This is a genomic window from Pseudomonas abyssi, from assembly GCF_003444685.1.
Taxonomy (GTDB): Bacteria; Pseudomonadota; Gammaproteobacteria; order Pseudomonadales; family Pseudomonadaceae; genus Halopseudomonas; species Halopseudomonas abyssi.
Map to the genome: position 1 here is coordinate 314549 of NZ_LMAZ01000003.1, position 14505 is coordinate 329053.

23 protein-coding genes are annotated in these 14505 nt (G+C 49.0%); 1 reads left to right on the forward strand and 22 read right to left on the reverse strand.

Going from position 1 to position 14505, the window contains the following annotated elements:
- Positions 1-160 precede the first annotated feature (160 nt).
- From ASB58_RS12105 to ASB58_RS12180, 22 genes are all read right to left on the reverse strand, one after another.
- Positions 161-556 carry a hypothetical protein gene (locus tag ASB58_RS12105; protein WP_202974628.1) on the reverse strand — a complete coding sequence of 132 codons (396 nt, stop codon included), beginning with the start codon at positions 554-556 and terminating at the stop codon, positions 161-163.
- 221 nt (positions 557-777) lie between these two features.
- On the reverse strand, positions 778-1344 hold the full coding sequence (locus ASB58_RS12110) for a hypothetical protein (protein ID WP_118131031.1): 567 nt from the start codon (positions 1342-1344) through the stop codon (positions 778-780).
- A 72-nt stretch (positions 1345-1416) separates the two neighbouring features.
- On the reverse strand, positions 1417-1830 hold the full coding sequence (locus ASB58_RS12115) for a hypothetical protein (protein ID WP_118131032.1): 414 nt from the start codon (positions 1828-1830) through the stop codon (positions 1417-1419).
- Positions 1831-2065: 235 nt separating this feature from the next.
- Positions 2066-2917, reverse strand: coding sequence for a bifunctional transcriptional activator/DNA repair enzyme AdaA (locus tag ASB58_RS12120; protein WP_118131033.1), 852 nt, complete (start codon positions 2915-2917; stop codon positions 2066-2068).
- Between the two features lie 11 nt (positions 2918-2928).
- On the reverse strand, positions 2929-3693 hold the full coding sequence (locus tag ASB58_RS12125) for an SDR family oxidoreductase (protein ID WP_118131034.1): 765 nt from the start codon (positions 3691-3693) through the stop codon (positions 2929-2931).
- Between the two features lie 190 nt (positions 3694-3883).
- Complete coding sequence (locus tag ASB58_RS12130; protein WP_118131035.1) at positions 3884-5014, reverse strand: DUF418 domain-containing protein; 1131 nt, start codon at positions 5012-5014, stop codon at positions 3884-3886.
- Positions 5015-5164: 150 nt separating this feature from the next.
- Entirely contained in the window at positions 5165-5536 is a 372-nt protein-coding gene (locus ASB58_RS20260; RefSeq protein WP_147336822.1) for a hypothetical protein, read from the reverse strand.
- Positions 5537-5637: 101 nt separating this feature from the next.
- On the reverse strand, positions 5638-6075 hold the full coding sequence (locus ASB58_RS12135) for a hypothetical protein (RefSeq protein ID WP_118131036.1): 438 nt from the start codon (positions 6073-6075) through the stop codon (positions 5638-5640).
- A 52-nt stretch (positions 6076-6127) separates the two neighbouring features.
- Positions 6128-6511: a hypothetical protein gene (locus ASB58_RS12140; protein ID WP_147336823.1), complete on the reverse strand. Its 384-nt coding sequence runs from the start codon at positions 6509-6511 to the stop codon at positions 6128-6130.
- A 534-nt stretch (positions 6512-7045) separates the two neighbouring features.
- Positions 7046-7312 (reverse strand): hypothetical protein, encoded by a 267-nt coding sequence (locus ASB58_RS12145; protein WP_147336824.1) that lies wholly within the window; start codon positions 7310-7312, stop codon positions 7046-7048.
- A 79-nt stretch (positions 7313-7391) separates the two neighbouring features.
- Complete coding sequence (locus ASB58_RS12150; RefSeq protein WP_118131039.1) at positions 7392-7979, reverse strand: hypothetical protein; 588 nt, start codon at positions 7977-7979, stop codon at positions 7392-7394.
- Between the two features lie 89 nt (positions 7980-8068).
- Entirely contained in the window at positions 8069-8614 is a 546-nt protein-coding gene (locus tag ASB58_RS12155; RefSeq protein WP_118131040.1) for a hypothetical protein, read from the reverse strand.
- Between the two features lie 86 nt (positions 8615-8700).
- Positions 8701-9246, reverse strand: a complete 546-nt coding sequence (locus ASB58_RS12160; RefSeq protein ID WP_147336825.1) for a hypothetical protein — start codon at positions 9244-9246, stop codon at positions 8701-8703.
- Positions 9247-9353: 107 nt separating this feature from the next.
- A complete protein-coding gene (locus tag ASB58_RS12165; RefSeq protein WP_202974629.1) occupies positions 9354-9680 on the reverse strand; it encodes a DUF2185 domain-containing protein in 327 nt (108 codons plus the stop codon).
- A 93-nt stretch (positions 9681-9773) separates the two neighbouring features.
- A complete protein-coding gene (locus ASB58_RS19895) occupies positions 9774-10103 on the reverse strand; it encodes a hypothetical protein (protein WP_147336826.1) in 330 nt (109 codons plus the stop codon).
- Positions 10104-10230: 127 nt separating this feature from the next.
- Positions 10231-10539, reverse strand: a complete 309-nt coding sequence (locus ASB58_RS19900; protein WP_147336827.1) for a hypothetical protein — start codon at positions 10537-10539, stop codon at positions 10231-10233.
- Positions 10540-10644: 105 nt separating this feature from the next.
- Positions 10645-10947: a hypothetical protein gene (locus ASB58_RS19905; protein ID WP_147336828.1), complete on the reverse strand. Its 303-nt coding sequence runs from the start codon at positions 10945-10947 to the stop codon at positions 10645-10647.
- Positions 10948-11019: 72 nt separating this feature from the next.
- The gene (locus ASB58_RS12170) at positions 11020-11304 is read right to left on the reverse strand and encodes a hypothetical protein (protein ID WP_118131043.1); all 285 of its coding nucleotides are present in this window, start codon (positions 11302-11304) and stop codon (positions 11020-11022) included.
- A gap of 121 nt (positions 11305-11425) precedes the next feature.
- Complete coding sequence (locus tag ASB58_RS19910; RefSeq protein ID WP_147336829.1) at positions 11426-11842, reverse strand: WapI family immunity protein; 417 nt, start codon at positions 11840-11842, stop codon at positions 11426-11428.
- A gap of 115 nt (positions 11843-11957) precedes the next feature.
- Positions 11958-12227: a hypothetical protein gene (locus ASB58_RS12175; protein ID WP_118131044.1), complete on the reverse strand. Its 270-nt coding sequence runs from the start codon at positions 12225-12227 to the stop codon at positions 11958-11960.
- A gap of 120 nt (positions 12228-12347) precedes the next feature.
- Positions 12348-12833 (reverse strand): hypothetical protein, encoded by a 486-nt coding sequence (locus ASB58_RS19915; protein WP_147336830.1) that lies wholly within the window; start codon positions 12831-12833, stop codon positions 12348-12350.
- Positions 12834-12964: 131 nt separating this feature from the next.
- Positions 12965-13288 (reverse strand): hypothetical protein, encoded by a 324-nt coding sequence (locus ASB58_RS12180; protein WP_118131045.1) that lies wholly within the window; start codon positions 13286-13288, stop codon positions 12965-12967.
- Positions 13289-13508: 220 nt separating this feature from the next.
- Here ASB58_RS12180 and ASB58_RS12185 point away from each other — a divergent pair, with 220 nt between their 5' ends.
- The gene (locus ASB58_RS12185) at positions 13509-14474 is read left to right on the forward strand and encodes an integron integrase (RefSeq protein ID WP_118131046.1); all 966 of its coding nucleotides are present in this window, start codon (positions 13509-13511) and stop codon (positions 14472-14474) included.
- Positions 14475-14505: the final 31 nt, after the last annotated feature.

The window sequence follows — 14505 nt, forward strand, 5'->3', positions numbered from 1 at the left end:
CGACCCTCCATAGCAGCAACCAGACAGCACAACGCAGATTCACTCATTCACTCCTTAAACTCAGTGAAGCCGGAATAGCTTCTGGCGCTCAGACACCGAAGGCGCAGACGAATTCACAGTCAGATCAGACAACGGACTTGCCCGGGAGGTCAGCGAAGAATTATTTCCTGTATTTCTCGTACAAGGACTCAATGGAGCCTGCAAAGAGCTCTTTGATGTAACGCTTGGCTTCTGAGATGCTCACCACGTCGAAATCAACTGATAGTGATCTGCGCCCCAGAAAATTCATAACCCCCTTTTTTAAAACAACATCGAGCAGCAGCACGCCCTTATCAACGTCAGACGGTATAAGCTGGTAACTGGCGTATTTGTCATCCAAATCACCCAGAACAAACAGAAAGCCTCCGCCCTCCCCCAGCTTCTCGAAAAACGCCAACTCCTCTGCCCAGGGATAGTTATCAATCACCTCGTAGGCTTCACGATAAGACGCCAACTCTCGCTCGTGGTTAACCAGCTCCGCACCCTTTTCACGACACTGGTAATAGACTTTAACCATACTCAAAAAACATCCCTTCTTGGCTAGCGCTCACGTTGCAAGACCGCGTGCAAGGCAAAGAACATCTGCTTAACAGCCGCCCTGCAGCAGCCATCTGAATGGCCTATTGCAGGCAATAGCCCCCCAATACACTATCTCAGTGCGTCACCCCGCAGCGTATGCAGTCTTCCAGCTGACTGACCAGTTGCGTGGGCTCTAGCGCTTTCAGTTGCCAATCGCTTCTAATAGCGAACGTCATGTGCAGTCCCATCCTTCTCCACAACACGAAGTACACCCGGCCCGACCTGCGTCAGCTGCGCCTCATCCAGTGTCCTGTATTCAGACCAGATCGATCGCACCACCTTCATACCAAACGGGCCATCGCGCTCTGCTCTGAGTACCATGCCCCAACTGCAAGTCGCCCCGCAATCGCTTAGATAGAGTCGGTAATTCACGTTCTCCACCGCCAGCGAGTCCAGCAGCAGAAAGGACCCGTCCTCTCCCTGCTCCTGGACGCTGACCGCTTCGTAATAGGCAAAAAGCGCGATAGCCCAACAGGGTATTGCGCAGAAGAGGCAGACAACGCCAAAGGTCGCCTGGCGCCGTACCGGCACGATCAAGGCGACCAGCGTAGCGGCGGCCACCGGAAGCGTTGCAGCCAGCGCGCAAACCGCCCAGTAATTCATCGCAGGACTGGCAAAGCGCAGTTTTACCGGCAACCAGAGGTTAAGGGCAGCAGCCAACAGAACGGCAACCAATAAAACTCCGAGGGTAAAGGGAGAGCAGACCAACAAACGAATGTACGTCACAGGTTCTCTGCTAGGTGCCTGGCTGATGGCATGGCGAATCGGCTAAACGCGCCAAAGGAGCGCTGCCGCGCGTCAGTAAGTCTGAGATATGTTGTACTTGCTGATGAATGCGCCGGAACCGAAACACCCTGCCAGATTCCCGAGAGCGACAGAAAACGCAACAACAAAACAGGCGGCTTTGACCAGATCCCCAGCCGCCAAGTGCCCACCGAAGTAATACACCACCGCTGCGCAGGTGAACATCAAAGCGGCATATTTGTTAAAGAGGAAGAAACTGGGGATTTCAAAAGCCCATACTTCACTGCGACCTTTAAACGAGAACAGGCCAAACCCGACATAGAGTAATGCAGCGAGAACGGCGATCAGCATCACGCTCAGCGCATAGGGAAACAATGGCTTATCCACCAGGAGGTAGAAGCCCGCACGGCATGAGAAAAATAACGCTACCAGCCAAAAAATGACCGCAGGCAAAATAATCAAGCCCATCCAAACTCCTTATCAGACACGCGGACCCATAAGGGTCAACTCTGGCCTCGCCTTAAAACCAGAGCACTGTACCTCCCAACCAGCAGCAGTGACCACACCACAACACCTGAATACCCCGGTTTATGGGCAGGACCTTGACCTTCTGCACAGATTGCCAGTCCAATAACGCTGCATTAGCAGCCCAATACCGAGATTGCCTTCCGGTTTTCCGAATCGCTTTCTTTCGAGCCGAAGGCTAGGAATGTTGAGGCGCAGCGGGCTCATGCCGCATTTTTTCCCAGGTTTGCACCATGAGCTTCTTCGCTGGTCCCCAGCGGTATCCCCCGAGTGCGCCACTCTGCTGTATAACCCGGTGACAGGGAATCAATAGAGCGACGGGATTTGCGCCGATGGCGTTACCAACCGCCCTCGCAGCCTTGGGGGCGCCTAAAGCCTTCGCGACTTGGCCATAGCTGGCCACCGCGCCCGGCGGGATTTTCAGTAGAGCTCGCCACACAGCGACTTGAAAGTTAGTTCCTGTCACATGGAGCGATAGCGGGCCATGCTTGGAGGCAGTATCACTATTAAAAAATGCATCAATAACATAGCGCGTAGATAGAAGGCTCTCACTGATCGAGCCGAGCGGCCAAGCCGTTTGCAAGTTTTCCAGCAACTCTTCCAAGCGGTTGAAGTCCATGAACTCGGCCTGGCAAACACCACGCCGGGTGACCGCAACAAACATAGGCCCCAGCGGGGTGGAGTGCACACCGTACTCAATGTGAACCTGTTTACCTCGACTTTTATACTCACCGGGTGTGACTGCCTCCAGCTGCACAAAATGATCATGCAATCTAGAGCTGCCACTTAACCCGAGCTCATGTGAGACCTCGAGCAAGGAATGAGAATTCTCCAGCAGCACTTTGCCCCGTTCCAATGTCAGGACCTGTAGAAAGCGCTTCGGCGTGGTACCCGCCCAGCGGCAAAAAAGCCGTTGAAAGTGGTACGGGCTCAAATGCACATGGGCAGCGATCTGTTCCAGGCTGGGCTGATCCATTGCCCGATCAACCAGATAATCCATAGCGCTTGCGATTCGCTCATAGTCTGACATGGTGCCGCCTCTCAGACACGATTTATGGATACACCACCATCGACCAGCATCGCAGAACCAGTCGTAAAACTGGACGCATCGGATGCCAGGTACAATGCGGACTGAGCGATTTCATTTGGTGTCGCCATACGCTTGAGCGCATGCAGGTTGTGCACGAACGCCAATGCTTCTGGCGTACTGGCAAATTCGCGCCCCGCTGGCGTATCAGTACCGCCGGGAAGAAGGGCGTTGACCCGGATATTCTGAGGCCCGTGCTCTGACGCGAGTACTTGGGTCAAGCCAATAAGGCCAGCCTTACTGGCTGCATAGGCTGCCATGCCCGGCATTCCTGCAGTGTAACCAACGAAGGTAGAGGTAAAAATCAACGAACCTCCGCTTCGGGCGGCCATGGCGGGCAGTTGGTACTTTGCGCCCAAAAAGGCGCTGGTCAGGTTCGTCGCAATAACCTGATCCCATTCTGTTCTCGACATGTCCGGGACAGGCCCCATAGCACCGAGGATAGCTGCATTGTTGAACGCGATATCCAATCCGCCAAAGCGACTGACCGCCTCATCCACCAACGTTTTGGCAAAAGCCTCATCACCAACGTCGCCTGCGAGTGCCAGTGCCTGCCCGCCTTGCGCATTGATCGAGTCCGCCAGGTCAGCGAGCTCCTTTTGCCGTCTTGCTGCCAACACGACGGCAGCGCCTTCTCTTGCAAATAGCTTCGCGGTTGCGTAGCCAATACCGGTACTGGCACCGGTAACGATAGCAACTTTGTTAGCAAGTATAGTCATCGAACATGCCTCCTGGCTCTGCTCATCAAAAAAGGGCACAGGCCCGAACAGAGGCTATGTTAGGAGCAGGAACGACGACTGCCGACCCGAATCTTGCTGTGCTTCGATTGCATTGCAATGCACTGCTCATCGCTCAACTGAGCGCGACCCGAGCACCTTATCCGAGCGCAGAAAATCTGCCATGCCACGATTAACTTCCACTGATTTTGCGCAGAATCGGCTCCAATGGGCCGCGCCCGAAGATCTTGGCAAAAACACCGACCAACATCATGGCAGCCAGCGCGATCACCAAAGAAACTGGAAGCAAGGCCGCGTGACCAAACGAGTGAAACAACCCCAAACCATAGGCACCGAATACGAAGCCAGCAAGCACCCCTTGAGCAACATAGGATGACAGCGAATTTTGCCCGGCAAGGACCAATAAACGAGGCACTTTAGCCGCTCTTGAAAGGCGAATGAAGACATACAAATAAATCAATGAAAGAGCAGGCGCACCGATGGCTATTGACACAAACCCAAGCAAATTCAGCACTTCATAATGTCCCGGAACCAGACCGCCCACAACCGCAGCGTACAAAGCGTTCAGAGGTAAAGAAACAATAACTAAAAGGGGCAAGCGCTGTTGAATCAAATTCAACCCTTCGCTTTTTTGGGAGAAAAAATCTGTTTTAGCTGCGGCCAGGCCCGCCGCAAAAGCACCAAGAGCTAGCGGGCCTTGAAGGAGCACTAAAAATCCGAGAGTTACAGGCCAGTCCGACAACCTTGCCTCAGTTGCCTCGAGAAAGCCACCTCCCAGAGTGGCGCCTCCCACTGCGGCAACTGAAACAGTCGCATCGGTCATCACGGCATCAATGAGCACCGCAATGATTGTGAGAAAAATCATACTCAACGGCAGCATCCAGGCTGCGAATTTCATTAAGTTCCGAGGCGAATAATCTTTTATCAGCCAAAGAAACAAGCCCAGTAGCGCATACAACACTAAAATATCGCCACTAAACACCAACAACGCGTGACCGACGCCGATAATAGCCAGCCCAGCCAGCCGTCTAAAATAACGCCTTGAAAAAGACTGGCCTTTTGACTCTGCAGACCTTGACTGAACGGCCATCCCCCAACCAAAAATGAAGGAAAACAGGATAAAAAACTTCAACTGAAAAAAACCTTCCACCAGAAAGGCTGCAATTTTGTCGTAAAAACCATCAGGCGGAATAAACACAGACTCTACTGGGAGTGCCATAAAGGGCACATTGACAACGCAGATACCAATCAGCGCGGCCATTCTGACAATGTCTACTTCACTACTTCGCTGCAGAGTGTTCATGATATGGTTTCTCTTCAGACATGATGCTCGACACACGTGCCGATTTGTAGCCGCAGAGCGGTGTAGAAGCAGTCACCGTGCTGCCGCTGGCTAAGCATTTCGCACTTCGTTCCAGGTCACGCGCCAAGGGAATGGTAGACAAAGCCGTGTCTACGTGCCTATGGTTTTCCATTTACCCTGGTCAGGTACTTGCAGCCGAGCTTTCAGGCATCGGTCACCACGACATTGTTCAATGGCCCTCGACTCACCGCCAATAAAGCCACAAACCGCATCCACATAGTCGCTCACGCGTTCAGGATCTGTACAAGGAAACCACCCCAGACAAAAGTGGCCTACCGAAAAATGCAGTTCGTCATAGTTTTGAAGGCAAAGCCATATCTCTTGCTTGATTCCAGGTTGAACTGGAATCGTAACGCTCAGCTCCACGGGAACATCCCGATCCTCAATCAGCTTCAACCATGGAAAGCGCGGGCCGATCTCTGCGAGAGCCTTTCTGGCTATTGGCAAGCTGTCTAGCTTCATCGCTGCCTAACGCCCTTGGGTGAAGTGGCGAAGTTTTGCGTCTTCCTTACAAAACGGCAACAGCTTACCCAGGCCCGACTGATGGCACCGGCTGTGTGTTTTTACAATGCTGGCCATGCTGCAACCACACCAATTAAATGGAACAAACCAATAACCACGCAAATAGCCGAACTCCACACCCAGAAGGCCGTAGTGTTTTGACTTATTTGTGGGTGATTCGTTACAAACGGAGCAATTAACCCCACCACACCACGGAGCAAGTAAATAGCCGTAATTGCTGATAAAGCCAATTTAATAAAAGGCATGCTCGGCAAAAAACCAGCCCCAGACCACGCATAGCACCCCCAAACAAATAAAACTGCAGCTATACCAAGTGTTATAACCGTCGGTTTCAGTGAGTGCTGCTCAGCCATTTTTGCCATTGACTCCCCTGCCCCAAAAAGCCGATACCAGCTTGGACCGCCAACAACAACTCCGACATGCAAGGCTGCTGCAAAAAAACTAAATGATCCAGCAATGATTAAAATTTTAGAATCCACGAAAGATATCCTTATTCCTCATTAACATAACGTCATCCGGACCATCGCCTTGTTAGCTATTGATGACGGCATTTTGCTTGTAATCGACTTTTCTTTTGCGCCAGTAGGGGAAAAACAGCAGCCCGGTTGTCGAGTCCGTGAACCACTCTCCGGACTTCCGCCTCTGAACTGTCCATTTGTGCGGCCTCCCGCCACGGCTAACAATCATGAGCCTGCAATCGGCACTCAGCCCCCACGCGAAACAGTCGAGTGCCTCTTCTTTCGTCTCGAACTCCTCGTGCCAACCTTCAAAACCGATCGTAAAAGAGCCGCCATTGTCAGCAGCCCACACCGTAAATCCGCCTTCTGGCGTAACCGAAATGCGCCTCGACTCTTCGGTGTATTGAAGGTCCGGATACTGCCCAAGTCTGTTCTTTATCTCTGCGATCATGCTCATTAGGTATGTACAGTTAACGCGGAGCTTTGTGGCAATTTTGTAGCCGCGAAGCGGTGGAGAAATTGTCCGACAAAAGCGAATTGTTAAGTTTTGACTGCATGGCCCGAATTCGAAGATAAACGAACAGCTATACATGCAGCAGCTAAAATAATGCCCGCGACACCACTTATTGCCACAAGCACTGCTAAAGCGTAAAACAGCCAAGGACTAAGGTTCTTGTTTGAATAAATACAGTAACCCAGAGCAAACCGTCCAGCCAACAACACTGACTCAAAAGCCAAAGCACCAATAAATAGAGCTGTGCCGCTATTCGGCGCTGCCCAAGAGTCCCAGCCCTGCCTTGCTTCAGGGATACTTAGCACCTTTAATACAAGCAGCACAAACCCGCTCAAGATTAGAGCCACACCCAGTCCTCTCTGTATCAACGCTCGGCTCATAATTCGTAAACTTAACGATTAGCTAAAGGGCGGGCTTTGGCCCGTCCCAGCGAACGAAGTGAGCGACTTGAGCGCCTTGTTGGGCGTAACCTGCACATTACTTGAGCAATTGATCTTTCAGCCACTTTCGAAACTCCTCTTCGGATAAGGGATCCTTAACATCATTCCACTCGTTCCAACGCCGGTAAATCATGGCCGTCCATTCATCTGCTGTTTCTTTTATCTTGGGATGAGCTTCAGAGAAACGCAATACCGTGGCTAGCTGGCTGGCATAGCCGTTCAGTTCTTGAATTGAACAGCTCCCCGCGAGATAACGACTACCAGCATCGAGCATTTCTTTTACTTCAGGAATCTTAGATGCCATCTGCTTTTACGCCCAACGCCGTTATAACCGGCGCAGCTTTGCTGCGTCCGGCGCCGGAGGCGCATAGTTAATAACCTTGTTATGTGTTTTCACCATCAGGTGACCCCCGGTAAATTTCGTAGATTTCATCAATAATTGGCTGGATATCCAGCCTTACTCCAAGAGATTCAAAGATGCCTGATTCTGTAAAAAACGCTCTAAAAAAGTGATAAGGAACTTCGTCTCTTCGCATCTCTGGCCCTACATATGCTGGGTACACATGTCCCACTATAGGTTTCGACCACAAATATTTATCTAGATTCTCATCTAGGTGCTCAAGATGATTCCTTAGATCTTTGTTTCGAATAGCGCTGTCACTTTTTATATTAAAAGTTTTGCGTAAATTTTGAGCGCGCTTTTTATGAACGTTATTAACACCCTTGCTAATGGGCCAAAAATACTTAGAAAGGCTAGCGGTGTGAATTAATAAATTTTGTATAGAGTCAAGAATTGGGTCAGTGAGGCTATCAGGATCTTCTGCTGTGCTTGAGGCCTCTAGGCACTGTACAAGGAATTGAACAGAAGCAAGTGCAGACTCCAAATTGAACCTGATAGCTTGACCGTAGAACGCAAGATGAGGGGGTTGAATCCCTTGAAACCTATCTATGTATTCTTTCATTTCTTCCATGCCGACTCACTACACATAACGCCCGCAACACCGGGCAATTTGAAGCGAAGCGGAAAATTGGTCCGAGTGCTTGCGTTTGTTATGCAACACTACCGAATCCTTCTATGTGGTACGCCGACGCTTTCCGCCACTTTCTTAAGTGTAATCTGTTCAATGCGCTGAATTAAGTCCGAAGCATTTTTGAACCGATCCTCTCTCCAAAGCTCTATTTTTAGGATCATAGGATCTGATTGATCGTCAATAGGCTTAAGCTGAAGGTCATCAATTAATTTCTGCTCTCTTCGCTCTCCACCAAAAGGCCGATAAAGCATATAGTCTCTGCCCACCGAGACGTGAGCATGTGCAATCATGTTTCTTAAGTGGTAAAGCTCTTCGATATCTATTTTCTCTTCATCGGTAAGGATGTCTGCAAATGCTTCTTTAAATTCACTTTTCACTGGGCCAAACTGCTTTTCCCAATAGGTAACTCTAACTCGGTGAAATGCATTCGGAACACGACGTGGATTATCTATAAAATCAGCAAGCAAATCTGGATTGTTCTTAAAAATCACCAAATCGGACATTTGACCCTGAAGCCACGCCGTGAACATAAACACAATTCCGGCGTTTACCATATTTTTCTCAGGCATTTCCATTACAGCTCCCTAATGCATAACGACCGCCATCACCCGTGACGAAACCGGAGTGAAGCGGAGGTTCTGGCATTCGGTGGATGGCTTGCTTATGCGACGGCCTCATCCGGTATCTCAAAGTCAGCTTCGCAGTACCCGAGACGCTCAGCAAGCTTCGTAAAGTTGACTCGCTGCCAGTGCGGCTCACCTACTTCATTTTCCGACACCAACAAGTAATCAACATCTTCTCCAAGCCCTGTGCCTTTCGGCCAATGTTCAATCCAATATAGTTCCGGCTCTTCTCTGTTAATTTGGTCAAGCATCGGCACTCGGTTTGTAAGTGCTCTAGCCGCGAAACGGAGGAGGTAAGCGACCAGTGCGACTCTCAACTTCCTCGTTTTTTCTATGGTCTCGGCAAAACCTTCCAACTCCGTAGCCGTATCATGGCGCAGCTTCTCGGATTGCTTTTTTGCCAAATAATCAAAAACATGGCCTCGAATGATTTCATAGGCATTCATGATTGAGGTACCAGGTTCCGTTTTGACCTGAGAGCAAATCACCACCATCGGCTTTTTCGATTCAGCAAGCACTCGAACATGGCACCTGGACTGAAATCCGCTAAACCCCGGGAATTTGAGATGAAAATCTTCACGCAAACCTAGATACTCCTTTTTATCTAAGCGCATAACGCCGCCAACAGCGGCCGAGCGTAGCGAGCTCCAGCGCACATAGTGCGCGATACTGCTTGGCCTTGTTATGCGACTTACTCATTGATTTCAATTAATAGTCCAACTTCTTTTCTTTCAAAAGCACTTCCTATCGGTGCATTTAGAAAAGGAATAATCTCTGGGTCGTAGTTAGCAATTGTATTTACATCATAAACAGCATGATTGCTTGGTTCATCCATATATTCCTGAGATTCGTGTCCAGACATGAAACACCAGCCGCTATCCTGCGGATTATTTGGCTCGTCGCGATACATATAACCCACGGGCTTACCTTCTACGGTGATCATGTCCGTAGCGATACAGCCACCGAACCCTTTTGCCAACGGCTTTATTTGTTCAGCTTTGAGTTTGAAATTTTTCACGAACCTCTCCTTACCGCATAACGCCGCCATAAAAGGCGCGACGTCAGGAGCGTCCTAGGCCGCGCCTTTTGCGGCCGGTTTTTGATGGCTTTGTTAAGCTTTTTGTTCATTACTTATTGCGCACTCAGCCCACTGGATACCTGACAGCCTAAAATTACTTGCTGGCTGTTTGCTTAGAATCGCATTGTACTCAGAAGCAATATTACCTAATACTAACCACCCTGTACCGAGTTGTTGGGAAAATTGCATAACTTCAAAGATTATTTCAGGCCAAGATAATTTTTCATTGTGGTAAAACTCGAGAGTAGCCATAAAACCACCTTTAGAATAACTTTCAATTTTTGATTCTATTGGCGGGCGATCAAGAGCTTTGATACAAGAATTAACTACCTTCTTTGCTGATTCTTCTCTCTTTGCATCCAAATGCAATTTCCAAATTGATCTTGGCATAGTGGCTTGTAAGCTTAACGCCGCTATAAAAGGCGCGCGTTAGCGCGTCCAGTGGAGGCCATTCTTCGGCCGGAACGATTTTTGATAGCCTTGTTAGCTGTCATATCTCGGTTTTACAAAAATAGCTGGAAAATAATTTCCTAGATTTTTCTATTTCTATATCATCAAAACTACAGCCTTTCCCTGACATAAGATCACGACCAGTTTTTGAGAGCGTGAATAAAGGGCCGTCAAGCCTTTCTTGCATTGATGCAACTAACCCTTCTTCCCGCAAACCATTTAGAGCCTGCCATAATTCATCTTTCGATAATTTAACTTTAGGTGATTTCGGGTGATCTAGCATATCGAAGGCCAAGTAGCCGCCACGAATTTTGGCAAGTAAATTCAGCGCTATTTCTCTAGGTTCCATATGCATACTCTCGAGTACAGCTAACGCCTTGCTTTGGGGCAGCCGAAACAGAGCGAAGCGGCGTGTAGGCTGTCCCAGCCGCGCAGCGGCGACAACAGCAACTTGTTAAGTGTTTTTGGCACAATGCGCCCCTATTATTTGTTTTTGCAAATCACCCGGAACATTAACCCAGGAAACGCTTTGCGTAACCTTGAGCTCATAGCCTTGCTCTGATGCGGCCCTGATTATTTGTTGGAACCATTCAAAGTAACCCCACTTTCTTGGTTTAGCACCGTAAAGATAGCAACGCTCACTATTCCAGTGAACCTCCATTGCCTCGCGATATATCATAGGAAAGGTTGCAATTGAGGGCTTCACGTAGAGCCTCTCTTCTTCATCTATTCCTATTTCTTCGATTCTATCTTCCATACTCGATTAGACACTTAACGCTAACAGCAGAGGCGCAGCTATGCTGCGTCCTGCTGCCTGTTTTTGTTAGATTTAGTCATATTTCTTCCAGTTATCTACAAGCCACTTGCTTACATTTTTATGGCTTCGAGTGTCACCAGGAAGATGTTCCTTGATCAGTTTTTCGGTTTTTATTCCAGAAGCCTTTTTTTTAAGATTGTGTGTCTCGGCGAACCGATTTATAAAGGCTAAAACTTCATATCCCTCGTTGCGGTTTAGAAGAGTGCTATCTGGTTTGCCAGTCACTTGGGGATCATCAGGGGCGATCGCCGTCCATGAGTAGGTGTATTTCAAGTCCGATTTCGAAAGTAAGGGCATAGTTGCTTCCTTGTTTTTGCGCTGGGTAAAAATCTAACGCCCGGCTCACCAAGCAAATTTTGATGGCGGCTTTTTTGGAACAAAAAAGGTGACAGTAAAATTTGTCCGGTGGAGCCGTTGGTTATGCATCGTTTTGATTTAACCAGCTTGCCTTGGACAACTTCACTAACTGTTCAGAGTCTATTATAAAACCAAACCTAACTGAATGCTTAAAAGTTACCGAACCAATAAATTGATGACCAGTAATACCCTCTACTGCCATATGGCCAACACTATCGTAAGAATAAAACTTAAGGCTCAGCTCATCTGGCGACATTGAGTTTAGTACAGCTTCACCTTTTCGGGTTTTCTCCAGTTCTTTGAGGGATGCCGCAAACAAATCGAGTTCTTGTTTTGCAACCCAAACTTGGTTTTTACCAGAATATCCGTTACTTGAAACCGCAATACCGATCAAAGCATCCCCGCAACTTGTCAGACTGCTATCTGTTTCTAATTGAACTTCAAGTTCTAGATAATTTGAACCGTTTTCGATTTTCATTTTTTATGCATAACGCCGTGGTAAGGGGCAACCGAAACGCAGTGTAGGTTGTCCCGCGCAGGCCGCGTTTTTTTTGCGGCCGGAGTGAACTTGACCACCTTGTTATAAGCTGACCTTACCAATTGCGTTTGTCGCTTTTTAACCAATTTGTACAGCCATAATTAAGAGAAGCCCACGCTTCCTGAAGACGAGCCACAAATATTGTATCGTTAGAATCAACAAGGGCTTCTAGCTCATCACGGATGGTTCCTGCTGTTTTCGTAGTATCGATCAGCCAGAAAGATTCCAAATGCTTGCAATAGGCAAACTTTTTTATATATTCATGGACTGAATCATAATCCTGACCTGGTGATTTAAGATCATACGTTACACAGTAAACTGCCATGTAAATTCTCCTTTTGGGTATCTAGTTGCTTATAACGCCAATATTAAGCGGCGCCCGGCTAGGGCGTCCGGTGGACGGCCGTAAGGCCGGTAACAAACTTGAATGCTTGGTTAGAAAAGCCTACCCGCCGAAAGTAGGGGCAGACTGGATAAGGGTTGCAGAGTTTCGCACGCTCCACAAAACCATCTCCGAGAAAACCTTTCTCAACTCATCCCGAGCACTGTCTTTGGCCGCACCAGTCAAAATATTCTTGGCAGCATCCAGTAACCGATTTTCTGTTCCGGGTGCCGATCGAATTGATTCGAGGCCCTTGGCAGTTAAGCAAACATTCTGGAACTCACCATTTCGATACCCGTTGTGAGTAATGAATCCTGTATTTGTCAACCATTCAACAGTTGGCTTTGCCAGCCCTGCTGGGCTTTTGTGCCTGACGTATCCTTTGATTTGGCCTGTTTCTTCTAAAGGTTGTTCAGCCTCATCCCAATAATCATCGCCAAGTTCTAGCGCATAATGTGTCGGATCGATGTTTTTGGGGAGCGGGAAATACTCATACAGCTCGGCAAACAGGAGCCCAGATATGGCTTCAAAAATTTCGATATTTTTCATACATACCGTCCGATGGCTTTCTAACGCCTCAAACACCGGCTTGGTGAAATTGGCAGCTTTTTTGAAAAAAAGGTGACAGCTTTACCAAGTCCGAGTGCTTTGACTTGTTAGCTGTGACCACACTCATGCCTTTAAATAAGCTCATGCTCTACTAGAGCCTCTTCCCACAAAGCTGACTTATTCTCGCGAAAATACTTGCTCAGTAGGTCGCTGATTTCAGGCGACTGAAAACTATTGTTTTCTATATAGGCTTTCAACTTCTCTGAACTTACAACGTCCATTTCTTTAATTTCTGCTTGTGGTTCGCAACAACCATAGCCATCAAAAGATATTCTTACCAAGTAAAGGCAACCATTAGGATTTTCATCAAAGTCTGCAAAGACCGAATCATCCTGCAAAGCCAAGCAATACTTACATGGGCGCGTCGACATTGGTTCAAATTTTCGAATATCCATGTATTTCGCCTGTACAGCTAACAGTTGAGTGGACCGACGGCTTCACCATTGCATATCAGTGACTTCTTCATAACAACGCGAAGCCTCGCTTATCTGAAACAGAGTATTTATATTTAAATCAAACACTTATACCACTTCCACAACGCACAGCCTGTAATATCTTGACTTCCTCTTTTTGCGCACCCAATAATACTGTACAAACATACAGCACGGGTGCGATATGGACACCACACCAAGCAAGCCACGCCTGCGCGAGCAGTTTCGCAACGTTATCAGGGTGAATCACTACAGCATTCGTACCGAGAAAGCGTACTGGTATTGGATACGCTATTTCCTGCGCTACCACCGGATGCGTCACCCTCTGGAGATGGGACCAGCGGAAGTTAACGAGTTTCTCACCTGGCTGGCTGTCAGTCGGCACGTGGCCGCTGCCACGCAGAATCAGGCGCTCAACGCGGTGGTGTTTCTGTATGGCAAGGTGTTGGATCGCCCGCTGGGCGATATCGGCGAAACCGTCCGGGCCAAACGCCCTGCACGCATCCCGACGGTGCTGACGCACAGTGAAGCAACCCAGATCATTGGATTGCTGCCTGAGCCTCACAAACTGATTGCTTCGCTGATGTATGGCTCCGGGCTGCGTGTCGTTGAAGCTTGTCGGCTGCGTATCAAAGACATCGACTTCGACCGCCAGATCATTGCGGTTCGCAGCGGTAAGGGAGATAAGGATCGCACCACGCTGCTGCCGACCCCGCTGCTTGAACCTTTGCGGGAACGCAGAGCACGAATAAAACGAGCGTGGGCCGAGAAGGATGCGTTCTACCAGTGTGATGCCAGCCTGCCCTACGCACTGCGTCGTAAATACCCCAACGCTGCGCGATCGCTGGAGTGGCAGTGGTTGTTTCCCTCTCAGGGTTTGTGTGCTGACGATGAGGGCAACATCGTGCGGCACCACCTGCATATCAGTGCCGTGCAGAAGGCGGTAAGACGAGCTTTGCGGGCGACAGCGATTGGCAAACCAGCTGGCTGCCACACTTTTAGACATACCTTTGCTACGGAACTGCTGCGCCGCGGCAGTGATATTCGCACGGTCCAGACACTGCTGGGGCATGCTGATGTGCGTACTACGCAGATTTATACCCATGTCCTTGGTAACGCCTTTGCCGGGGTGCAAAGTCCGCTCGGCTGAGTCTGGCCCGCCGTGCCATCCCTGTGTGCGC